This is a genomic window from Stenotrophomonas sp. 278 (genome assembly GCF_003935715.1).
Classification (GTDB): domain Bacteria; phylum Pseudomonadota; class Gammaproteobacteria; order Xanthomonadales; family Xanthomonadaceae; genus Stenotrophomonas; species Stenotrophomonas maltophilia_AH.
The window spans coordinates 1-21,765 of sequence record NZ_RHPP01000079.1; the positions used below are offsets into that span (position 1 = coordinate 1).

A 21,765-nucleotide genomic window follows, 5' to 3' on the forward strand; every position below is an offset into this window, starting at 1 on the left:
CGCCGTTACCACCCCGGCCCCGGCTCCGACCCGCAAGGCACCGGCGCGCGCAGTCGCCGCCGCCGAACTGGCCGAAGGCGACTGGCAAGAGTTCTGATCGCGCCTCGCGCGATCACCTCAGCGTAGTGCCACGCCATGCGTGGCAACCACGCAGAACTGAAATGGAGCAACGCCCCGATGCACCCGCATCGGGGCCTTCTTCTTTTCAAACCTGAACACACTCAGTTTCCACGTCTCAATTCAGACCGGGGGTGGCCGATATCTCCTTTGCCTCGGCACGTTCATCGACGTAGGCCCGCAACGGCCATCGCCACCACACCAGGCATCGCAGCATGCCCCCGACTGTAAAGATCCTCTCCCATGACCTTGCTCAGCCGCTGGAACCAGTTCTTCTCCAACCTCTCCGTCCGTAACAAGCTCAACCTGCTCACCGCGCTGATCGCCATCGGCGTGATCGCGCTGGCAGTCATTGCCGCGCGCAAGCAGTACCTGGACCTGTATGAGACCCGCAAGGAAAGCCTGAAGACCCAGGTGGAAATCACCTTCGGCATCATGGACCACTACAAGTCCTTGGCTGACAAGGGAGAGCTGACCGAAGAGGCGGCCAAGGAAAACGCCATGAAGGCGGTCGACGCGATGCGCGCCGACGGCGGCAGCGCGTACTACAACATCCTCACCACCGACTACGTGCTGCATGTGCACCCGTTCCAGCCCAAGCGCGTGGGCCAGATGGTGAAGGACTACAAGTCCGCCGATGGCGTGGCGCTGTACCAGCTGCAGGTGGACGATGCGGTCAAGAACGGCAGCGGCTACACCTACTACTCCACCACCAAGCCGGGTGCCGAAGGCCTGATTCCGAAGGCCACCTACGCCTCCATGTACAAGCCGTGGCAGTGGGTCGTCACCAGCGGCGTGTACATGGACGACGTGCAGAACGATGCGCTGGCCTTCACCGCGGTGATGACAGCCACCGGCGGTGCACTGGTGATCATTGTGCTGGCCCTGAGCTGGATCATCGGCAACCGCATCACCGGTCCGCTGCGCCAGGCCACCGGCGTGGCCGAAAGCATCGCCAGCGGCAAGCTCGACAGTCGCATCGGTGCGCAGGCCCAGGACGAACCTGGACGCCTGCTGGAAAGCATGGGCCGCATGCAGCAGCAGCTGCACGCGGTGATCAGCGCGCAGCGCGAAATGGCGGCGCAGCACGATGCCGGCCAGACCCGCTACCGCATGGACGAAACCGCCTTCCCGGGCGAGTACGGCCTGATGGTGCATGAAACCAACGCGCTGGTCGGCGCGCACGTGCAGACCATGCAGGACGTGCTGGCCGTGGTCCAGCGTTACGCCGTGGGTGACCTCAGCGTGGATGCGCCGCGTTATCCGGGCGACAAGGCCGCGATCAGCAGCACCGTGGATACCGTCAAACAGAACCTGTCCAGCATCAACGCTGAAATCAAGCGACTGGGCAGCGCCGCCGCCGCCGGCGACTTCAGCCTGCGCGGAGATGAAGCCCGCTTTGATCACGATTTCCGCCAGATGATCGCCAGCCTCAATGCGATGATGCAGGTCAGCGACGACAATCTGGGCAAGCTGTCACAGCTGCTCTCGGCCATCGCCGAAGGCGACCTCACCGCGCGCATGCATGGCGACTACCAGGGCGTGTTCGCGACCATGCGTGACGACGCCAACGCCACGGTCACCCAGCTGACCCAGATCGTCGGCCAGATCCAGGCCTCGGCCAGCAGCATCAACCTGGCCGCCAGCGAGATCTCCACCGGCAACAGCGACCTGTCGCGCCGTACCGAGCAGCAGGCCGCCAACCTGGAAGAAACCGCCGCTTCGATGGAGGAACTCACCTCCACCGTGCGCCAGAACGCCGAGCATGCCCGCCAGGCCAACCAGCTTGCCATCGGTGCACACACCGTCGCCTCGCAGGGCGGTGAAGTGGTCGGCCAGGTGGTCACCACCATGAGCGCGATCGAATCGAGCTCCAAGCGCATCGCCGAGATCATTTCGGTGATCGATGGCATCGCTTTCCAGACCAACATCCTGGCGCTGAATGCCGCAGTGGAAGCCGCACGTGCCGGCGAACAGGGACGCGGCTTCGCCGTGGTCGCCTCGGAAGTGCGCACCCTGGCCCAGCGCTCCGCCGCCGCCGCCAAGGAAATCAAGGGCCTGATCGACGACTCGGTGGCCAGCGTCGCCGACGGTTCGGCGCTGGTGAACAAGGCCGGCAGCACCATGGGCGAGATCGTCGCTTCGGTGCAGCGCGTCACCGACATCATGGCCGAGATCTCTGCCGCCTCGCAGGAACAGTCAGCCGGCATCGAGCAGGTCAACCAGACCGTGGTGCAGATGGACGAAACCACCCAGCAGAACGCCGCGCTGGTGGAAGAAGCCACCGCCGCCGCGCGTGCCATGGAAGAACAGGCAACCCAGCTGGCCGATGCCGTGGCCATCTTCCGCCTCGACAACCAGGTTGCCGCCGCGGTCAGCGCAGTCACCGCGCGCATTGCACCAGTCAGCGCTGCCGCGCCACGTTTGAAGCCGGTTCCGAAGGCCGTCACCAAGCCTCTGCCCCGCACCACCGGCGCAGACGAAGGCGACTGGCAGGAATTCTGACGTAGAGCCGGGCTTGCCCGGCTGATCGGACGTACAGCCGGGCAAGCCCGGCTCTACCGTTGTCCCCCTTCGATGGATGTCGCCCGTGACCACGCCTTCCGCTCCAGCATCCGCCAACAGCCGTGAATTCGACTTCGGCGACCGCGACTTCCGCCGCATCTGCGACCTGATTTACCAGCGTGTTGGCATCTCGCTGGCCCCGGCCAAGCGCGACATGGTCTACGGCCGCCTGTCGCGCCGCCTGCGCGCGCTCGGCATGCGCAGCTTCGAGGAATACCTCAACCAGCTCGAAGCCCACGGTGGTGACGAATGGCAGGCATTCACCAATGCCCTCACCACCAACCTGACCGCGTTCTTCCGCGAGCCGCATCACTTCGAGAAGCTCAACGAGGAACTGCGCGCGCGCGCCGGTCACGGCACGCTGCAGCTGTGGTCCTGCGCCGCCTCCACCGGTGAAGAGCCCTACTCCATGGCCATCACCGCCTGCGAGGCGTTCGGCACGCTGAAGCCACCGGTGCGCATTCTGGCCACCGACGTGGATACCCAGGTACTGGCCACCGCCAGCCGTGGCGTATACGCACTGGACCGGGTCAATGGTCTGGACCTGGCCACCAAGAAGCGCTACTTCCAGCGCGGAAGCGGCCCCAACGAAGGCCAGTGCCGGGTCATTCCCGCCCTGCGCGACCTGATCGAGTTCCGTCCGCTCAACCTGCTGGCACCCCGCTACGACGTCGGCGGCCCCTATGACGCGCTGTTCTGCCGAAACGTGATGATCTATTTCGACAAGCCCACCCAGCGCGGCATCCTCTCCCGACTGATCCAGCATATGGGTGATGATGGCCTGCTCTACACCGGCCATTCGGAAAACTACCTGCATGCGGCCGATCTGATCCAGCCGTGCGGTCGTACCCTGTACAAGCGCAATCCGGGAGCACCGGCATGAACCAGGCCGTGCGCAACGACGAGGTGATGCGCTACTTCGACAGCCGCTTCAAGGTGACTGCCGCCAAACTGCTGCCTACCCAGTATCTGGTGGTGGATGATGACACCGCGCTCACCACCACTCTGGGTTCCTGCGTGGCCGCGTGCCTGCGCGACCCGGTGCTGAAGGTCGGCGGCATGAACCACTTCCTGCTGCCGGAAGGCAATGTCGGCGACGGTGCGCCTGCACGCTACGGCAGCTACGCCATGGAACTGCTGATCAACGACCTGCTCAAACGCGGTGCACACCGCAAGCGCCTGGAGGCCAAGGTGTTCGGCGGGGCCAACGTGCTCAAGGGCTTCACCAGCAACCCGGTCGGCACCCGTAACGCGGAATTCGTGCGCCAGTACCTGCAGGCGGAACACATCCCGGTGCTCGCCGAAGATCTGTGTGGCATCCATCCGCGCAAGGTGTGGTTCTTTGCCGACAGTGGCCGCGTGGTGGTGCAGCGCCTGCCGCATGCGCACGAAGCCGAAGTGGCCGCGACCGAATCGGCGGTGCGTGCACGCCTGTCCAAAGCCCCGGTCACCGGTGGCGTGGAGCTGTTCGAATGATCACCGGAGCCCCATGCCGCGTATTGATCGTCGACGACTCTGCCGTCGTCCGGCAGATGCTGAGCGAGATCCTGGCCAGCGACCCCGGCATCGAGGTTGTCGGCACCGCCGCCGATCCGCTGCTGGCGCGCGAGAAGATCAAACGGCTCGCACCGGACGTGATCACCCTGGACGTGGAAATGCCACGCATGGACGGTCTGGCCTTCCTGGAAAACCTGATGCGCCTGCACCCGCTGCCGGTGGTGATGATCTCCTCGCTGACCGAGCGCGGTGCCGACACCACACTGCAGGCATTGTCGCTGGGCGCGGTGGATTTCGTGTCCAAGCCGAAATTCGACGTCGCCCGTGGGTTGCAGGACTACGCCGAGGAAATCATCACCAAGGTCAAGACCGCCGCCCGCTCGCGCGTGCGCACGCTGTCGCGCCCGGTGGTACCGCAGGTGCGTCTCGACCCGGCCACCGCACCGAAGCCACGCTCCATCCAGTTCCGCACCACCGACCGGCTGATCGCTATTGGTGCCTCCGCCGGCGGTACCGAAGCGCTGCGCATCGTGCTCGAAGGCATGCCTGCCGACGCACCGGCGGTGGTGCTGACCCAGCACCTGCCCGCCACCTTCAGCACCGCCTTCGCAGAACGCCTGGACAAGCATTCGGCCATGTCCGTGCGCGAAGCAACCGATGGCGAGGCCGTACTCGCCGGCCACGCCTACCTGCCGCCCGGTGGCAAGCACCTGCGGATCATCCGCGATGGTGCGCGCTGGCGCTGCCGCATTGACGACGGCCCGGCGGTTAACCGCCACAAGCCGGCGGTAGACGTGCTGTTCCGTTCCGTGGCGGAAAGCGCCGGGGCCAATGCCATCGGCGCGATCCTGACCGGCATGGGCGACGACGGTGCGCGCGGCCTGCTGGAGCTGAAGAACGCCGGTGCCCCCACCCTGGTGCAGGACGAAGCGACCAGCGTGGTCTGGGGCATGCCCGGTGCAGCGTTCAAGCTGGGGGCGGCCGATGAGCAGTTGCCACTGGAGCGCATTGCCGAGCGGTTGATGGCGTTGGCGCGATCGTAGAGCCACGCCGTGCGTGGCTGCTCTTCGATCCGGCGTCATGAACGCCTGAAGCGCGGCTTCGTTAGCCTCTAAACGTTGGTGATGCCCTGAACCCCGCCCGGCATCGGCTTCGGACGCTTGCGCCGCGCTGCGCGCGGGCACCACGCAGGGCGTGGTGTCTACGCGAATTGATGCGTGCGCAGGACGATTGCGCCGTTCTGTGCATGCATTGCGGCCTGCGGACCCGATGCTGTGACGCCGTTCGCGGCGGCCGTGCGCGCCGTGTGGTTCACTGCGACCCATCTTCCCGGAGAAATGCGCCATGGAAAGGCCGGTTCGTAACCTCGTGCGTACACTGACACTGCTGGTTCTGATCTCCACGCTGCCCTCGCCCGCGGCGGCAACCGGGGACTTGTTCCGCTTCCATGCTTCCCAGGGGGGCTTTCATTTCTCACTCGAAATGGTGGGACGGATGGATCCTGGCTATGTCCAGGTCAGCTCAAGCGACTTCAAACCCTGGATGCCACGCCAACCGTACTACATCGAATTCAACCGCGCGCAGCAGCGCGCGTACGTCCGTCCCAGAACGCGTGGCGACCTGCCATGGTTCGAGATGGACGTGGTCGGCACTCGAGGCGTGCTTCACTACAACGGTCGTCGCATGGAAGGTACCGCCGAATGGGGGCCGTGGTAGGCGCGTCTCCGGTAACACAAACAAAAACCCCCGGTTCTCACCGGGGGTCTTCGTTTACACCATCAACCGATCAGGCGGCGACCGTCTTGGCCACGTCCTGGTACTCCTCGATCTGGTCGAAGTTCATGTAGCGGTAGATCTCGCTGCCGCTGGCAGCAATCACGCCCACGTCGGCCATGTACTCTTCCTTGGTCGGGATGCGACCCAGACGCGAGCAGATCGCGGCCAGTTCGGCCGAACCCAGGTACACGTTGGTGTTGCGGCCCAGACGGTTCGGGAAGTTGCGGGTCGAGGTCGACATCGCGGTGGAGCCTTCGCGGATCTGTGCCTGGTTGCCCATGCACAGCGAGCAGCCCGGCATTTCCATGCGCGCGCCGGTCGCACCGAAGGTGCCGTACACGCCTTCCTTGGTCAGCTCGGAAGCATCCATCTTGGTCGGCGGAGCCACCCACAGACGGGTCGGCAGGTCGCGCTTGCCTTCCAGCAGCTTGGCAGCGGCACGGAAGTGACCGATGTTGGTCATGCACGAACCGATGAACACTTCGTCGATCTTGGCACCGGCGACTTCGGACAGGGTCTTCACGTCGTCCGGATCGTTCGGGCAGGCCACGATCGGCTCGTGGATGTCCGCCAGGTCGATCTCGATGACCGCGGCGTACTCGGCGTCGGCATCCGGCTCCAGCAGCTCCGGATTGGCCAGCCAGGCTTCCATCTTTTCAATACGGCGCTGCAGCGAACGCGGATCCTGGTAACCCTCGGCAATCATCCACTTCAGCAGGGTGATGTTGCTGGTCAGGTACTCGATGATCGGTTCCTTGTTCAGGCGCACCGAGCAACCGGCGGCCGAACGCTCGGCCGAGGCGTCGGAAAGCTCGAACGCCTGTTCGACCTTCAGCTCCGGCAGACCTTCGATTTCCAGGATGCGACCCGAGAAGATGTTCTTCTTGCCGGCCTTGGCCACGGTCAGCAGACCGGCCTTGATCGCGTACAGCGGAATCGCGTTGACCAGGTCACGCAGGGTCACGCCCGGCTGCATCTGGCCCTTGAAGCGGACCAGCACCGATTCCGGCATGTCCAGCGGCATCACGCCGGTCGCGGCGGCGAAGGCCACCAGGCCCGAGCCGGCCGGGAACGAAATGCCCACCGGGAAACGGGTGTGCGAGTCGCCGCCGGTGCCGACGGTGTCGGGCAGCAGCATGCGGTTGAGCCAGCTGTGGATCACGCCGTCGCCCGGACGCAGCGAGATGCCGCCACGGGTGGAGATGAACTCCGGCAGGGTGTGGTGGGTCTTGACGTCCACCGGCTTCGGGTAGGCCGCGGTGTGGCAGAACGACTGCATCACCAGGTCGGCCGAGAAGCCCAGGCAGGCCAGGTCCTTCAGCTCGTCGCGGGTCATCGGGCCGGTGGTGTCCTGCGAGCCTACCGAGGTCATCTTCGGTTCGCAGTAGGTGCCCGGGCGCATGCCCTGGCCTTCCGGCAGACCGCAGGCGCGGCCGACCATCTTCTGCGCCAGCGAGAAGCCCTTGCCGGTGTCGGCCGGCTGCACCGGCAGGCGGAACAGGTCGGTCGGAGCCAGGCCCAGCGCTTCACGCGCCTTGCCGGTCAGGCCACGGCCGACGATCAGCGGAATGCGGCCACCGGCGCGCACTTCGTCGAACAGCACTTCGGACTTCACTTCGAACTCGGCGATCACTTCGCCGTTCTTCAGCGCCTTGCCCTCGTACGGACGCAGCTCGACCACGTCGCCGTGGTTCATCTGCGAAACGTCCAGCTCGATCGGCAGCGCACCGGCATCTTCCATGGTGTTGTAGAAGATCGGCGCGATCTTGCCGCCCAGGCAGACGCCACCGGCGCGCTTGTTCGGGATGTACGGAATGTCATCGCCGGTCCACCACAGCACGCTGTTGGTCGCCGACTTGCGCGAGGAACCGGTGCCGACCACGTCGCCCACGTAGGCGACCAGGTGGCCCTTGTCCTTCAGCGACAGAATCTGCTGGATCGGACCGCGCTTGCCGTCTTCTTCCGGGGTGAACGGCGCGTCGTCGCGCTTGTTCTTCAGCATCGCCAGGGCGTGCATCGGAATGTCGGGGCGGGTGGTGGCGTCCGGGGCCGGCGACAGGTCGTCGGTGTTGGTTTCGCCCGGCACCTTGAACACCGTGATGGTCATGCTCTGCGGCACTTCCGGCTTGCTGGTGAACCATTCGGCATCGGCCCAGCTCTGCAGCACGGACCGGGCGTTGGCGTTGCCAGCCTTGGCCTTGTCCTGCACGTCATGGAAGGCATCGAACACCAGCAGGGTGTTCTTCAGGCCGTCAGCGGCGATGGTGCCCACGGCGGCATCGTCCAGCAGCTGGACCAGCGGGGCCACGTTGTAGCCGCCCAGCATGGTGCCCAGCAGTTCGGTGGCACGCTCGCGGCTGATCAGCGGGTTCTGCTCGCTGCCCAGCGCGATCGCGGCCAGGTACGAGGCCTTGACCTTGGCCGCGTCGTCGACGCCGGCCGGCACGCGGTGGGTCAGCAGGTCGAGCAGGAACTCGGCCTCGCCCGCCGGCGGGTTCTTCAGCAGTTCAATGACGTCGGCCGTCTGCTGGGCGGTCAGCGGCAGCGGCGGGATGCCAAGCGCGGCGCGCTCGGCTACGTGGTGGCGATAGGCTTCCAACATGACAACTCCCGGGTAATACGTTGAATGAAACAGTGAAAGGAATGCAGCGGGCTCAGGCGTTCGGCACGATCAGCTTCAGGCCCTTGAAGTAGTCGCGGTAAAACGTGTCGTTCCAGGTGATCAGGCCGTCACACTGCAACAGTGCGTGCGCCCCGACCATGAAGTCATCCAGGCTGCGGCGGGTGCTGCCGCGCTGGCGGTGGCGCCGGTGCATCTCGCCGGCGCGCAGGGCGGACTTGGCTTCCAGCGCGTTGAAATGGACACCCATTTCCTCGAGCGCTTCCAGCACCTCGGCTCCGCCACGCAGGCTGGCACATACCTCGGCCAGGGTTGCGCCGCACACCACCACCTTGCCGCTGACCAGGCTCTGGCGCAGGCAGGCTTCCACGGCGTCGGCCTGCGGCCCGTTGCTCAGCAGTTCCACCAGCACCGGTGAATCGACGGCGATCATCATCGATCAGTCCTCGTCGCGGACCGCGCGCACGGCCGCCTGGGCCGAATCAAAGCCGTCCAGGGCGAATTTTCCGCGCGCGCGCGATATGGCGTCGTCAACACTTTTGCGCAGGATGATGCGGCTGCCGTCCAGCTCGACCTTCAGCTGGGTGCCCTTGTTCAGGCCCAGTGCGTCGCGCACGGCCTTGGGCAGCGTGATCTGACCGCGTTCAGCGACAGTGGCTTCCATGGGTACGCCCTCTTCGGTATGCACGAATTATACATACTTCAGTCCCCATACCGCCACTGCGCCGACCGCTTGGCGGAAGCCAGACTGGCCCCCGTTTCCTGCTGTTCAGAGACCTGCGTCACCCATTCAACCGGTAGTTTGACGCAATTGGCAGTATTTCACCGCCTCATAAGTACTATGGTCGCGCAGCCTCGCTGCCGGAGCAGGAGGCCCCGTTGGGCCCTGCCCGACTACACGGCTCACGCCACCCATCGAATTTGAGAAGGACATCCCAACGATGCGTATTTCCGCTCTTGCCCTGGCCGTCGTTCTGGCCGCCCCGCTCGCCTTATCCGTCGCCCCCGCACACGCCAATCCGTTCGGCGGCGCGAAGACCGGCACTGAAATCACCCAGAAGCAGCTCGATGCCATTGAAGTCGGCAAGGCTACCCAGGATCAGATCCGCGAAGCGTTTGGTGCCCCGACCCGCCGTGAGCAGTTGGGCGACACCCAGGTGTGGTACTACGACTTCGCCCACATCAAGCACTTCGGCAAGAACGTGCAGGAATCGACGGTGTTCGAGTTCGGCAAGGACGGCAAGCTCAAAGTGAAGTCCAAGGGCGCGGCCCCGGCCAAGACCGGCAACCCGTTCATGGGTGGCTGATCCAGAACAAACGCAGAAGCGCTGACGGGGTGCACAACGCACCCCGTTTTTTTTGATATCCAGCCGCTGCAGAACGCGTCTGACACGCCCATCTTCACGTCCGCTTACTGTCCGACTCCGCACGATCTACCCAGCATGACGGGGGCGATGTCCGGAACACCGGAGATCACGCATGAGTACGTCAACTTCAGCGCAAGCCCAGTCCGGGCTTGCGCTCAGTCACCCTGTCGCCTACCTTCCCGCTCACGCCCACCCGCCCGTGGAGGTTCTCGTATCGGGTAGGTTCGCGCCGGGAATCCTGCCCGACCTGACATATCGACTCAACGGTCAGGAAGGCCGACACCCCGGCATCGCCATCGAAAGCAGCGGTCCACAGCAGTGGAAAATCTCATTTTCTCCGGCGTTCAGGGCCAGCTACCAGGGCTCGTGGCCCGCAACGATGGAGGTGCTTGCGCAGGTAGACGCTGGCCTTTCACCCGCCTGCACCCTTGCGCTGCACGATGGCGCATACCCGACCGGCGCACAGCCAGGCAACATCGGCCTTCGCCTTCGCCCCAACCGGCTGTACCCGCCCTACCGGCGCGAAGTCGACGTGGTGATGATCGATAAGGATTCCGCTGCAGACGTCAGCCTCGACTTGTCGCTGAACGATGTCGAAGGTCCGGTTCCCGGTGTCACGCTTCGCGCTGCGCCCCGCGTCGCGATGCTGTTCATCGAGCAGGAGTTCCTGCAGAAGTACGCCGGCAACTGGCCGGCACGCATGACAATAAGGGCGCTGTGGCACGACGGCTCGCTTGCCGATGCGGCCGACCTCAATCTGTTCGACACCCGCACGGTGCTGGCCTACCGGGCCACTACCAAATTGAGTCCTCGAAGTCTTCATGTCCCTCCCGCCGGGAGCGGCGCGCGGGAGGTCGTGTACGTCCTGCCCGAGTTCCACGATATTTTCGATATCAAGATTCCCCTGGAAGAACTTGACTGGTCGGTTGAATTGCGCGACAGCCCGGTCGGAATCTGGGTTGAGGACCACAGGATCGTCGTATCCGAAGACGCGCAACCCGGCTCGTACTACGTCAAGGTCGAGGACGCCAATGGCACGGTGGCTCACGTAATGCTGCAACTGCACACCCCCGTCTGACTCCACGCACGTTCCTCCCGGAGGATTCCACCGTGAAATCCCACGCGCCCGTGTCCCGCTCCATCAACCTGCAAGCGGAGCCAGACGAGCTCTATCCACCACTGCTGTCGACATCGCCGGCAGTGGTGACCTTCAACGTGGACCAGGCGGCCACCTTTGAATGCGTCGCCGCTGATGAAGAAGCAAGTTATGAGGGCATCACACTGCACGCAGGAACGGTTGGCGGAATCCTGCAGATACGTCCAGAGTTCATTCTGACCTACACCGGCCAATGGCCCGCACGGCTGATTCTGCGCGCCCTGCAGCAGGATGGCGTGGTTGATGAAGTCAGCCTGCTGCTGCATGACACCCGCAGCGTTGTCATCGATCGCATGGAAGCGGAACTGCTTCCCAACCCGGCCTATACAGGTGACGGTTTCGTTCAACTCGTGGACGCGCAAGCCCGCTTTCGTGATGCTGCCGGGGTTCTCGTTCCCGCCGGCGAGATGCGCTGGTCGATCAATATTCCGGAACTGCCTCCAGGCATCATCCTTGCTGGCACGCTGATCCGCATTACCCCCGCAGCGTCGCCTGGTGTCGTGTCCGTGGAATTCCTGGAATCGTCTGGATTCAACGAAACCGTGCTGCTTGACGTACAGCCTGCTCCGGACATCGGGCTGGCGCTGAATCCGGTGGACATGTACCCACCCTGCAGAAGCACGTCCGAGCGTGCCGTGCAGATCCTGCACACGCTCTCGCCGGACGCCGACCTGCGCTTCCGATACGAGCTCAATGACGGGCCGGGAACGCATCCGGGGCTGCTGATCGCCAAGGTAAACGGCGGCTGGGCTCTCGCCGTCGATCGCATGTTCATCGGAACCTACCAGGGACCATGGCCGGCGTCGGTTCGTGTGATTGCCCTGCTCGACGGGCGCACGGTTGCCACGACGACGATGCGCCTGCATGACACAAGGACGATGGTCTGCACAAGCGTCGATTTCGAGTTTCTTCCTGACGCGAGCGTTGAGATTCCCGATCAGGTCGAGATTCCCGTCGTGCCGGCTCCGCTCTTCCATGATGCGGAGGGCATTTCGTTACCTCTTGATGAGCTGGACTGGGAGGTCACGATGATCGACCCGATCGAGGGGGTCAGGATGGACAGGCACGTGCTGCAGGTTTCCCCACAGGCCAAGCCCGGCAAATACCGGATCGGCCTGATGGGACCCAACGGATTGAACCGGGCTCGCGTCCTGACGCTGCGGTAGGCACGGCACATGCGGGGCCACGCTGTATGGCCCCGCTGCCCCAGTCCCAGAGGGGACCTCAGAATGCCACCTGCAACCGCGTATTGAAGGTCGTTCCCTCGTCCTTGCCCTGCACCGCGCCGCTGGGGTTGTCGGTCTCCCAGCGGATGACGTCGAACATCACCCGGCTGTAGTCGTTTAGGTACCAGTTCGCGCCCACTGTCCAGGCATGGCCGGTGCCGCCGGTGGGCAGTTCGGCGTAGTCCACGTCTTCGTAGCGGCCGCGCAGTTCCCAGGCTCCGCGCCCGCCACTGGTGACCGGGTCGGCCACTTTGACCTTGCCCCAGGTACCGGCCTTGGCCGAGTACGACGGGCTGGCCCCACCCAGGAACCAACCGGCCGATACCGCCCAGGCATCGTGGTCGAGATCGTAGCGACCGCTCGCATCGGCCCCGCGCAGGTTGCGCGTGCCCCACTCACCCGTGGCCCAGCCCTGGCCGAAGAAGCCGGCCGCCTCTACGCCGTAGGCGGTGCTGCGGTCAGTGCCGACCAGGGTGCCCGGGGTGATCTTGACCAGATCGTTGAAGTGCCCGGCAATGGCGGAACTGCGCAGCACGCCGGTGGAGCCGGCGGCGATCTCCTCATGGAACGCCCATGCGCCCAGATGCACCGTAGCCGCCTTGCTGGCTACCGGGTTCCAATGCACGCGGGTGGCCCAGGTCTGGCTGTCGTTGTTATCACCTACGTTGTTGAGGTCGTTGCCGGACACCGAGAGGCTGGCATGCCAGCCGTTGCCATACACGCGCTCGGTCAGGCCGACGCCGAACAGGCCACGCTGCGGCAGCATCAGCGTGCCCACCACGTTGCGGTCCGGGAACGGCGTGTTGGAGGTGCTGCTGGAACCGTCGATGCCACGGTCATTGAGGCGGTTGCCCACGGTCAGGTCAGCCGGCAGGCCAAACACCTTGTGATCGAAGGTGGCGTACACCGATTTCCATGCCACCTCGTTGTCGGCGAAGTCGCCCTCCACTGCCCAGCCCAGAATGCCATAGCGGCCTTCCGCACCCAGGCGCACCGAACGGATCTCGGTGCCGGAAATGTTGCGGTCGCTGCTCGACGAACCGTCGGTGCTGGAGCCGTCCACGAAAAGGCGGCCACGCGGGCGGAAGGTCACGTTGCCGTCAGCGCTGGTGAACTCCGGTGCACCCTTGCTGAAGGACACCTTGGGGGCTTTGGACTGCTGGGTTTCGAGCTTGGCCACTCGGCTTTCAAGTTCCGGAGCCGGAGCAACCACCGGTGCGGCAGCGGTAGCACCGTTGCCTTCGAGCGCGTCCAGCCGCGACTGAAGCTGCTGGATCTGCTGTGCCTGCTGCTGCACGAGCGCGGTGAGTTCGGCCTGGCTCAGCGGAGCCGGCGGGGTGGACTGGGCGGCGGCATGGCCGCTGGCCAGCAACAGGCCAAGCGCCACCGTCAGCGCTGCGCGGGGCAGCACGGGATGCGTCTTCATGGGTTCTCTCTCCAACCCGCCGGCGCTGGGCCTGGCGGGTGCATTGCAATGATGCGGGGGAAATGTACGTGACACCGGGGCGGCCCCGGTGTCACGTCAGGCGATCAGCTGGTCGCGCCCTGCTGCGCGTTCGGACGCCAGGTGATCACCCGGTTCTCGACGATGTCCAGCATCCAGTCGATCACCAGCACGAAGGCGGCCAGGATGATGATGCCGGCGAACACCCCCACGGCATTGAAGTTGCCTTCGGCCTGCGCGATCAGGTAACCCAGGCCGGCCGATGCCCCCAGGTACTCGCCGATGATGGCACCCACCACGGCAAAGCCGACCGAGGTGCGCAGCGAGGACAGGATCCAGCTGGCTGCCGCCGGGAAGTACACATGGCGCAGCAGGTCGCTGCGGCTGGCACCCAGAATGCGGGCATTGGCCAGCACCACCGGGTTCACTTCACGCACGCCCTGCATGGCGTTGAAGAAGGTGGTGAAGAACACCAGCGTCACCGCCAGTGCCACCTTCGACCACAGGCCAAGGCCCAGCCACAGCACGAAGATCGGAGCCAGCACCACGCGTGGAATTGCATTGAAGCCCTTGATGAAGGGATCCAGGATGCGTGCCGAGCGACGGCTCAGTCCCAGCCACACACCCCCGGCCACACCCAGCGCGGTACCAATCAGATAGCCCAGCGCGGTTTCGGTCAGGGTGATGTAGACATGCTGGTAGAACGAGGTGTCCGACAGCCAGGTCCACGACTGCTTGGCAATGGCGGTCGGTGCCGGGAAGAAGAACGGGTCGATCCACCCCATTGCGATGCCGCCTTCCCAACCACCGAAGACGAGGATGACCAGCGCGAGCTGGATGAATTTGTCAGTCCTGGCGTGCATAGCTCTTCTCCACTTCGCCGCGCAGGCAGGCCCAGATATCGCGGTACAGGTCGGTAAAACGTTCGTCGAGTTTGATTTCCGCCACGTTGCGTGGACGTTCCAGGTCGACATCGAAGCTGCGCACCACCCGGCTGGCAGGACCGGAGGACAGGACCACCACGCGGTCACCCAGCGCAATGGCTTCTTCCAGGTCGTGCGTGATCAGGATCACCGAGCGGCGGTCCTCCTGCCACAGACGCAGCAGTTCGTTCTGCATCAGGTGACGGGTGTGGATGTCCAGCGCGGAGAACGGCTCGTCCATCAGGATCACCTTCGGCTCCACGATCAGCGCCTGCGCCATCTGCACGCGCTTGCGCTGGCCGCCGGAGAGCTGGTGCGGGTAACGGTGTTCAAAACCCGTCAGCCCGACCTTGGCCAGCCAAGAGGTGACCTTCTGCTTGCGCTCCGCATCGCTGACCCCGCGGAACTTCAGCCCCAGTTCGACGTTCTGGTAAGCCGTCTTCCACGGCAGCAACGCGTCCTGCTGGAACAGGTAGCCCACCGACTCCTGCACGCCGTTCACGGCGCGCCCGTCGATGCTGACCTCGCCGGCGGAGGGCTTCAGCAGCCCCGCCACCGAATTGAGAATGGTGCTCTTGCCGCAGCCGGTGGGGCCGACAATGGCGAGGAACTCGCCATTGCCTACCTGGATGTCGACGTCACGAACGGCAGTGAAGTCGCCGAAGGACATGGTGACCTGGTTGATCGCAACCATGGTCTGTGCAGGCTCCAGCTGCGGTGCGCCGTTGAGCTTGCGCACGGTGGCATTGAGGGCCATGGGTTACCTCCGCTTAGTTCTGGGCAGCCGGGGCCGAGCCGCTGGCGCGCTCGACAAAGGCATTGGTGTAGGTCTTGGACAGGTCGATGTCGTGGTTGGCGACGTCCTTGTTGAACTCGCGCAGTACCTTCAGCGGCGTCTCCAGGTCGGCCGGGGTGAAGTGGCCGTCCGTGGTGAAGATGGCGCGTGCGTTCTCGACAGCCCGGGCGTAGGTGGCACGGTCACCGGAGACATAGCTGTCCGGCAGCGCAGCCACGATGTCCTCGGCGCTGTTGTCGGCGATGAACTTCAATGCCTTCTGTTCAGCGCGGGCGATCTTCTCGGCGGCGTCCGGACGCTGGTCCAGGAAGCTCTGGTTGGCGTACATCACCGAGGTCGGGTAGAGGCCGCCGTAGACCTGGCGGGCACCTTCGTCGCTGCGTGCATCGATGATGATCTTGCCGACCTTGCGTTCGGTGATCAGCGTGGCCGCCGGGTCATAGTTCACCAGCAGATCGATCTTGCCCTGCTCCAGCGCTGCCACGGCGGCGGCACCCGAACCCACGCCGATCAGCGAGATGCTGTCGACCGGGATGTCATGCTGGGCCAGGAAGTGGCGCACGAAGAAGTCCGACGATGACCCCGGTGCGGTGATCCCCACTTTCTGGCCCTTGATCGTTTCCGGACGCGCCGGATCGAAGGTCGCGTTGTCGCGACCCGCCATCACCAGGCCGGAGTTGCGCGACAGCAGCACGAAGGCCACGACATCCTTCTGCTTGGCCTGCATCTGGATGGTGTGGTCGTAGAAGCCGACCGCCACGTCAGTGGAGTTGGCCACCAGCGCCTGCAGCACCTTGGAACCGCCCTGGGCGAAGTTCTCGGTCTTCACCTCCAGGCCGACTTCCTTGAAGTAGCCCTTGGAATCGGCAATGAAGAACGGCAGGTTGTTGAGGTTGTACGACCCCACGCTGATGCAGACGGGCGCATTGTCGCCGCCGCTGGCGACTCCGTCGGAGCCGGTGTTGCCACAGCCGGCAACAGCCAGGCTTGCCGCGACCAGCGCGGTCATCAGAAATCGCTTGTACATCTATCCCTCCCAGGATGTGCTGCTACGTGTAACGGTGTTTCGGTGGAAGTCGGAGGGCGTGCCGAAGGCGCGGCCTCCCGACCAGGGTCAGGTCATGCCGCTGAAGTCCATTGCGTGGTCTGCGAGGCAATCGGCGTGGTGGCGAACACCCGGCCTTCAAACAGGCGGCGGGCGGTGCGGACCACGCTGGCCACGACCGGCGCGTTTTCCGAGCTGCGACTCAAGCCCACGTCCAGGGCACCGCTCGGGTGTTCGAGAGTAATCAAAGTGGGCAGTGCGTCACACCCGACAAACGTGTTAGCCAACGTGCCCGGTGTGGCGGCGGCCGTGGCAATACCCACGCCCCCGGTGATGGCGAGCGCCGTATGGCATTGATGCGGCATGAAATAACGCACCTGCAGGCTGCCACCATGTTGCGGTGCAGAAAGCAGAACAGGTTTAGGAATCACTTTGCTGCCCGCATCCGCGATGCCCATCCGCTCACCCGCCTGGATGCGAATGGCTTCCATGCGCGTCATCAAACCACGATTGGCATTGAGCTCAGCCGGTGATTCGCCGCCCTGCACGCCCAGGTCGGTGGCACGGATGAGCACCATCGGCATTGCGCAATCAATCAGGCTGACATCGGCGCCATCGATCTGTTCCATCGCATGCCCGCTGGGCAGCAGCTTTCCGGTGCGCGCGCCTGCCGCATCGAGGAATGCGAGCTGCACCGGCGCGGCACCGCCGGGTGCACCGGCAATGTAAGTGTCGCCGCGATACACCACCTGGCCACCTGGGGTTTCCACCGTCGCCACGATCACCTTGCCGGTGTTGACGTTGTGGATGCGCACTTCGGTGCGCGGATGATGCGCCTGCACCAGTCCGCGTTCGATGGCGTACGGACCCACCGCAGCCAGCATGTTGCCGCAGTTTGGCGAGGTATCCACCAGCCGCTGCTCCACTTTCACCTGCGCGAACAGGTAGTCCACGTCGGCGTCCGGACGGCTGGCTTTGTCGATGATCGCCACCTTGCTGGTCAGGGCATTGCCACCCCCGATGCCATCGATCTGCAGCGGGTGCCCCGAGCCCATCACCTCCACCAGCAGCCGGTCACGTGCGGCAGTGTCGGCCGGCAGGTCGGACGCCAGGAAGAACGGCCCTTTTGAGGTCCCGCCGCGCATCAGGACGCACGGAATGGAGGTGAGATCGTTGGACATACGTGTGGTAGATTGATGCTTAAATCGGATGAATATCACCCTGTGATTCGATACTGGCATGACCAAGATTGATCTGTGAATTGCTGATTTTTGGATGATTAATGCCCTATGAGCATCAATTGCGAAATCCTCGACCTGCGCGCCTTTCTGCTGGTGGCCGAAACCCGCAGCTTCCACCGCGCTGCTGAAACCCTGCATGTTTCACAACCTGCGCTGAGCCGGCGCATCCAGAAGCTGGAGCAGGCCGTGGGTTCACCGCTGCTGGAGCGCACCACGCGCAGCGTCAGCACCACTGCCGTCGGCGAGAACCTGCTGCCACTCGTCCGACGCATGATTGAAGAGTTCGACGGGTCGTTGTTCTCGCTGCGCGGACACGACGACACGCGCGGTGCAACCGTCACCATCGCCTGTCTCCCCACGGCCGCCTTCTACTTCCTGCCCAGCGTGATGGCGCGCTTCCATGACGCGCACCCGAACGTGCGCTTCCGCATTCTCGACATCCCCGCTACCGAGGGCCTGCAGGCGGTGGAGCGTGGCGAAGTGGAATTCGGCATCAATTTCATGGGAGCCAACGATCCCAATCTGGACTTTGATGTGCTGGCAGAAGACCCGTTCGTGCTGGCCTGCCGGCGCGACCATCCGCTGGCGCGCAAGCGCAAGGTGGAATGGTCCGACCTGGCCCGCCACCAGCTGATCACCGTGCACCGCACCAGCGGCAACCGCACGCTGCTTGACGGCGCGCTGGCGCGCGAGAACCTCAAACTGAGCTGGCATTACGAAGTGACCCACCTTTCCACCTCGCTTGGCATGGTGGAAGCGGGCATCGGCGTGTCGGTGCTGCCCAGGATGGCCACGCCGGACGGCGACCATCCCATTCTCGTCACCCGCCCGATCGGCAACCCGGTGGTCTCGCGCACCATCGGCATCGTGCGCCGGCGCGGAGCCCTGCTTTCGCCCAGTGCCGAGCGTTTCCTGCAGATGCTGATGAGCCAGTGGCGGGGCAAGCCGTGACACGAAAACTACATACGAATGTATAACCTTGCGTTCTGAGCCGGCCACCGCGCCGACCCACCGGCATCGGCCATACTGGCCGCATGCCGGCGGCCCCGCCGGCCACCGCAAGCAGGTCCGTCCGCGGGCCACTGCAAGCCATCCGCAAGAGGAGTTTCCCCGCATGAGCGATTCGTTCTCCACCCGCAGCCAGCTGGATGTCGGCGGCGCGGCCTACGACTACTTCAGCCTGCCCAAGCTCGGCCAGCAGTTCGACATCTCCCACCTGCCCTATTCGATGAAGATCCTGCTGGAGAACCTGCTCCGGCACGAGGACGGTGGTGCCACCGTGGGCCGTGACCACATCGAGGCCGTGGCCAGGTGGGACCCCAAGGCCGAACCGGACGTCGAAATCGCCTTCATGCCGGCGCGCGTGGTTTTGCAGGACTTCACCGGCGTGCCCTGCGTGGTCGACCTGGCGGCAATGCGCGACGCCGTGGTCAAGCTCGGCGGCCGCCCGGAACAGATCAATCCGCAGATCCCCTCCGAACTGGTCATCGACCACTCGGTGCAGGTGGACGTGTTCGGCAAGCCGGACGCACTGGACCTCAACGGCAAGATCGAATTCCAGCGCAACCAGGAGCGCTACGGTTTCCTGCGCTGGGGCCAGAAGGCGTTCGACAACTTCAAGGTGGTGCCGCCGAACACCGGCATCGTCCACCAGGTGAACCTGGAAAACCTGGCCCGCGTGGTGATGACCGCGGACAAGGACGGCAAGGCGGTGGCCTACCCGGACACCGTGTTCGGCACCGACAGCCACACCACCATGATCAACGGCATCGGCGTGCTGGGCTGGGGCGTCGGTGGCATCGAAGCCGAAGCAGCCATGCTCGGCCAGCCGTCTTCGATGCTGATTCCGCAGGTGGTCGGCTTCAAGCTGACCGGCCGGCTGCCGGAAGGTGCCACCGCCACCGACCTGGTGCTGACCGTCACCCAGATGCTGCGCAAACATGGCGTGGTCGGCAAGTTCGTCGAGTTCTTCGGGGAAGGCCTGCAGCACCTGCCGCTGGCCGACCGCGCCACCATCGGCAACATGGCTCCCGAGTACGGTGCCACCTGCGGCATCTTCCCGATCGACCAGGAATCGCTCAACTACCTGCGGCTGTCTGGCCGCAGCGAAGACCAGATCGCGCTGGTGGAAGCCTATGCCAAGGCCCAGGGCCTGTGGCACGACGCCAACAGCCCGCACGCCAGCTACAGCGCCACGCTGGAACTGGACATGGGTGAAGTGAAGCCGTCGCTGGCCGGCCCGAAGCGTCCGCAGGACCGCGTGCTGCTGCAGGACGTGAAGCAGAACTACCGCGACAACCTGGGTGGCTTGACCACCAACCGCGACAAGCGCAACGAGGACGTCTCCAAGTTCGTCAACGAAGGCGGTGGCGCAGCGGTCGGAAACGAACAGCTCGCCAAAGGCTATTCGGATGTGGAACTGGACGGCCAGCGCTTCCGCCTGAAGGACGGCGCGGTGGTGATCGCCGCGATCACGTCGTGCACCAACACCTCCAATCCCGCGGTGATGATCGGTGCCGGCCTGCTGGCCCGTAATGCCGCCGCCAAGGGCCTGGACCGCAAGCCTTGGGTGAAGACCTCGCTCGGCCCAGGCTCGCGCGTGGTCACCGATTATCTGGAAAAGGCCGGTGTGCTGACCGAGCTGGAGAAGGTCGGCTTCTACGTGGTCGGCTACGGCTGCACCACCTGCATCGGCAACTCCGGCCCGCTGCCCACCGAAGTCAGTGCGGGCATTGCCGCCGGCGACCTGGTGGTCACCTCGGTGCTGTCGGGCAACCGCAACTTCGAAGGGCGCGTGCACGCCGAAGTGAAAATGAACTACCTGGCCAGCCCGCCGCTGGTGGTGGCCTACGCGATTGCCGGCACCACCGACATCGACCTCACCACCGAACCGCTGGGCACCGGCAGCGATGGCCAGCCGGTCTACCTGCGCGACATCTGGCCGAGCAACAAGGAAATCGGCGACGTCATTGCCGCTACCATCGGCCCGGAGATGTTCAAGCAGAACTACGCGGACGTGTTCAAGGGCGACACCCGCTGGAACACCATCCAGTCGCCCGAAGGCAATCTGTACGAGTGGGACGGTGCCTCCACCTACATCAAGAACCCGCCCTACTTCGACGGCATGACCATGCAGGTCGGCCATGTGGACGACGTGCACGGCGCGCGGGTGATGGGCCTGTTCGGTGATTCGATCACCACCGACCACATCTCCCCGGCCGGCAACATCAAGAAGGATTCGCCGGCAGGCCGCTTCCTGCAGGAGCGCGGCGTGCAGCCGGCCGACTTCAACAGTTACGGCAGCCGTCGCGGTAACGACGATGTGATGGTGCGTGGCACCTTCGCCAACATCCGCATCAAGAACCTGATGTTCGGCGGCGAGGAAGGCGGTAACACCCTTTACTACGGCAAGTCCGGTGGCGAACCGGAAAAGCTGGCGATCTACGACGCCGCCATGAAGTACAAGGCCGATGGCGTCCCGCTGGTGGTGTTTGCCGGCAAGGAGTACGGCACCGGCTCGTCGCGCGACTGGGCGGCCAAGGGCACCAACCTGCTCGGCGTGAAGGCGGTGATGGCGGAGAGCTTCGAGCGCATCCATCGCTCCAACCTGGTCGGCATGGGCGTGCTGCCACTGCAGTTCCAGGCCGGCGAAAACGCGCAGAGCCTGGGCCTGGACGGGTCGGAGGTGGTCGACATCACCGGCCTGCAGGACGGGGCCAGCAAGACCGCGACCGTCACCGCGACCAAGGCCGATGGCAGCGTGGTGACGTTCAAGGCGCATGTGATGCTGCTGACGCCGAAGGAAGTGGAGTACTTCAAGCACGGTGGCCTGCTGCAGTACGTGCTGCGGCAGCTGGCCAGCAAGGGGTAACGGGGATCTGACCGGTAGCGCCGGGCCGTTGGCCGCGCCCCCCCCCCCACGGCCCGCCCCCCCCCCGGGGGGGTTTAAAAAAAAACCCCGGCGCCGCCAAGGAAAGAGGTTAAAGAGGGGG

Annotated in this window: 18 protein-coding genes; 10 read left to right on the forward strand and 8 right to left on the reverse strand. The window is 64.7% G+C overall.

The features are described from left to right. Positions 1-360 precede the first annotated feature (360 nt). The 5 genes from EGJ34_RS13560 (at position 361) to EGJ34_RS13580 (ending at position 5,895) form a co-directional block, all read left to right on the forward strand. Complete coding sequence (locus EGJ34_RS13560; protein WP_125361000.1) at positions 361-2,622, forward strand: methyl-accepting chemotaxis protein; 2,262 nt, start codon at positions 361-363, stop codon at positions 2,620-2,622. 76 nt (positions 2,623-2,698) lie between these two features. Continuing rightward, a complete protein-coding gene (locus EGJ34_RS13565) occupies positions 2,699-3,565 on the forward strand; it encodes a CheR family methyltransferase (RefSeq protein WP_125361001.1) in 867 nt (288 codons plus the stop codon). Next, the gene (cheD, locus tag EGJ34_RS13570; RefSeq protein WP_125361002.1) at positions 3,562-4,158 is read left to right on the forward strand and encodes a chemoreceptor glutamine deamidase CheD; all 597 of its coding nucleotides are present in this window, start codon (positions 3,562-3,564) and stop codon (positions 4,156-4,158) included. The genes EGJ34_RS13565 and cheD overlap by 4 nt, the downstream gene beginning before the upstream one ends. Further along, the gene (locus EGJ34_RS13575; protein WP_125361003.1) at positions 4,155-5,222 is read left to right on the forward strand and encodes a chemotaxis response regulator protein-glutamate methylesterase; all 1,068 of its coding nucleotides are present in this window, start codon (positions 4,155-4,157) and stop codon (positions 5,220-5,222) included. The genes cheD and EGJ34_RS13575 overlap by 4 nt, the downstream gene beginning before the upstream one ends. Positions 5,223-5,673: 451 nt before the next feature. Then, positions 5,674-5,895 (forward strand): hypothetical protein, encoded by a 222-nt coding sequence (locus EGJ34_RS13580; RefSeq protein WP_125361004.1) that lies wholly within the window; start codon positions 5,674-5,676, stop codon positions 5,893-5,895. Between the two features lie 70 nt (positions 5,896-5,965). Here the strand turns inward: EGJ34_RS13580 and acnB are convergent, their stop codons facing one another. Genes acnB through EGJ34_RS13595 form a run of 3 tightly spaced genes read right to left on the reverse strand, consistent with a single transcriptional unit; the run spans position 5,966 to position 9,239 of the window. Further along, on the reverse strand, positions 5,966-8,557 hold the full coding sequence (gene acnB, locus EGJ34_RS13585; RefSeq protein WP_125361005.1) for a bifunctional aconitate hydratase 2/2-methylisocitrate dehydratase: 2,592 nt from the start codon (positions 8,555-8,557) through the stop codon (positions 5,966-5,968). Between the two features lie 52 nt (positions 8,558-8,609). Then, a complete protein-coding gene (locus EGJ34_RS13590; RefSeq protein ID WP_125361015.1) occupies positions 8,610-9,008 on the reverse strand; it encodes a type II toxin-antitoxin system VapC family toxin in 399 nt (132 codons plus the stop codon). A 6-nt stretch (positions 9,009-9,014) separates the two neighbouring features. Then, positions 9,015-9,239, reverse strand: a complete 225-nt coding sequence (locus EGJ34_RS13595) for an AbrB/MazE/SpoVT family DNA-binding domain-containing protein (protein WP_125361006.1) — start codon at positions 9,237-9,239, stop codon at positions 9,015-9,017. Between the two features lie 277 nt (positions 9,240-9,516). On the opposite strand from EGJ34_RS13595, the gene bamE reads away from it, so the two are divergent. From bamE to EGJ34_RS13610, 3 genes are all read left to right on the forward strand, one after another. Further along, positions 9,517-9,882, forward strand: a complete 366-nt coding sequence (gene bamE / locus EGJ34_RS13600; RefSeq protein ID WP_260476997.1) for an outer membrane protein assembly factor BamE — start codon at positions 9,517-9,519, stop codon at positions 9,880-9,882. Positions 9,883-10,054: 172 nt separating this feature from the next. Next, entirely contained in the window at positions 10,055-11,020 is a 966-nt protein-coding gene (locus tag EGJ34_RS13605; protein WP_125361007.1) for a hypothetical protein, read from the forward strand. A 32-nt stretch (positions 11,021-11,052) separates the two neighbouring features. Continuing rightward, entirely contained in the window at positions 11,053-12,264 is a 1,212-nt protein-coding gene (locus EGJ34_RS13610; RefSeq protein WP_125361008.1) for a hypothetical protein, read from the forward strand. A gap of 58 nt (positions 12,265-12,322) precedes the next feature. Here the strand turns inward: EGJ34_RS13610 and EGJ34_RS13615 are convergent, their stop codons facing one another. From EGJ34_RS13615 to EGJ34_RS13635, 5 genes are all read right to left on the reverse strand, one after another. After that, a complete protein-coding gene (locus EGJ34_RS13615; RefSeq protein WP_125361009.1) occupies positions 12,323-13,750 on the reverse strand; it encodes a porin in 1,428 nt (475 codons plus the stop codon). Positions 13,751-13,854: 104 nt separating this feature from the next. Continuing rightward, on the reverse strand, positions 13,855-14,631 hold the full coding sequence (locus tag EGJ34_RS13620) for an ABC transporter permease (RefSeq protein WP_125361010.1): 777 nt from the start codon (positions 14,629-14,631) through the stop codon (positions 13,855-13,857). Further along, entirely contained in the window at positions 14,615-15,448 is an 834-nt protein-coding gene (locus EGJ34_RS13625; protein ID WP_125361011.1) for an ABC transporter ATP-binding protein, read from the reverse strand. Before EGJ34_RS13625 ends, EGJ34_RS13620 begins: the two co-directional genes overlap by 17 nt. A 13-nt stretch (positions 15,449-15,461) precedes the next feature. Continuing rightward, positions 15,462-16,514, reverse strand: coding sequence for an ABC transporter substrate-binding protein (locus tag EGJ34_RS13630; RefSeq protein ID WP_125361012.1), 1,053 nt, complete (start codon positions 16,512-16,514; stop codon positions 15,462-15,464). 92 nt (positions 16,515-16,606) lie between these two features. Further along, positions 16,607-17,713 (reverse strand): 4-oxalomesaconate tautomerase, encoded by a 1,107-nt coding sequence (locus EGJ34_RS13635; RefSeq protein WP_125361017.1) that lies wholly within the window; start codon positions 17,711-17,713, stop codon positions 16,607-16,609. Positions 17,714-17,821: 108 nt separating this feature from the next. On the opposite strand from EGJ34_RS13635, the gene EGJ34_RS13640 reads away from it, so the two are divergent. Together EGJ34_RS13640 and acnA are read left to right on the forward strand one after the other, a co-directional pair. Then, a complete protein-coding gene (locus tag EGJ34_RS13640; protein ID WP_125361013.1) occupies positions 17,822-18,724 on the forward strand; it encodes a LysR family transcriptional regulator in 903 nt (300 codons plus the stop codon). A 163-nt stretch (positions 18,725-18,887) separates the two neighbouring features. After that, positions 18,888-21,644, forward strand: a complete 2,757-nt coding sequence (acnA, locus tag EGJ34_RS13645) for an aconitate hydratase AcnA (protein ID WP_125361014.1) — start codon at positions 18,888-18,890, stop codon at positions 21,642-21,644. Positions 21,645-21,765 lie beyond the last annotated feature (121 nt).

Coding starts and splice junctions, on each gene's coding strand:
- EGJ34_RS13590 (WP_125361015.1), bottom strand. CDS start 9,008: ATGATCGCCGTCGATTCACCGGTGCTGGTGGAACTGCTGAGCAACGGG.
- acnB (WP_125361005.1), bottom strand. CDS start 8,557: ATGTTGGAAGCCTATCGCCACCACGTAGCCGAGCGCGCCGCGCTTGGC.
- EGJ34_RS13605 (WP_125361007.1), top strand. CDS start 10,055: ATGAGTACGTCAACTTCAGCGCAAGCCCAGTCCGGGCTTGCGCTCAGT.
- bamE (WP_260476997.1), top strand. CDS start 9,517: ATGCGTATTTCCGCTCTTGCCCTGGCCGTCGTTCTGGCCGCCCCGCTC.
- EGJ34_RS13580 (WP_125361004.1), top strand. CDS start 5,674: ATGGATCCTGGCTATGTCCAGGTCAGCTCAAGCGACTTCAAACCCTGG.
- EGJ34_RS13620 (WP_125361010.1), bottom strand. CDS start 14,631: ATGCACGCCAGGACTGACAAATTCATCCAGCTCGCGCTGGTCATCCTC.
- EGJ34_RS13575 (WP_125361003.1), top strand. CDS start 4,155: ATGATCACCGGAGCCCCATGCCGCGTATTGATCGTCGACGACTCTGCC.
- EGJ34_RS13560 (WP_125361000.1), top strand. CDS start 361: ATGACCTTGCTCAGCCGCTGGAACCAGTTCTTCTCCAACCTCTCCGTC.
- EGJ34_RS13625 (WP_125361011.1), bottom strand. CDS start 15,448: ATGGCCCTCAATGCCACCGTGCGCAAGCTCAACGGCGCACCGCAGCTG.
- EGJ34_RS13640 (WP_125361013.1), top strand. CDS start 17,822: ATGAGCATCAATTGCGAAATCCTCGACCTGCGCGCCTTTCTGCTGGTG.
- EGJ34_RS13635 (WP_125361017.1), bottom strand. CDS start 17,713: ATGTCCAACGATCTCACCTCCATTCCGTGCGTCCTGATGCGCGGCGGG.
- EGJ34_RS13565 (WP_125361001.1), top strand. CDS start 2,699: ATGTCGCCCGTGACCACGCCTTCCGCTCCAGCATCCGCCAACAGCCGT.
- acnA (WP_125361014.1), top strand. CDS start 18,888: ATGAGCGATTCGTTCTCCACCCGCAGCCAGCTGGATGTCGGCGGCGCG.
- EGJ34_RS13595 (WP_125361006.1), bottom strand. CDS start 9,239: ATGGAAGCCACTGTCGCTGAACGCGGTCAGATCACGCTGCCCAAGGCC.
- EGJ34_RS13615 (WP_125361009.1), bottom strand. CDS start 13,750: ATGAAGACGCATCCCGTGCTGCCCCGCGCAGCGCTGACGGTGGCGCTT.
- cheD (WP_125361002.1), top strand. CDS start 3,562: ATGAACCAGGCCGTGCGCAACGACGAGGTGATGCGCTACTTCGACAGC.
- EGJ34_RS13630 (WP_125361012.1), bottom strand. CDS start 16,514: ATGTACAAGCGATTTCTGATGACCGCGCTGGTCGCGGCAAGCCTGGCT.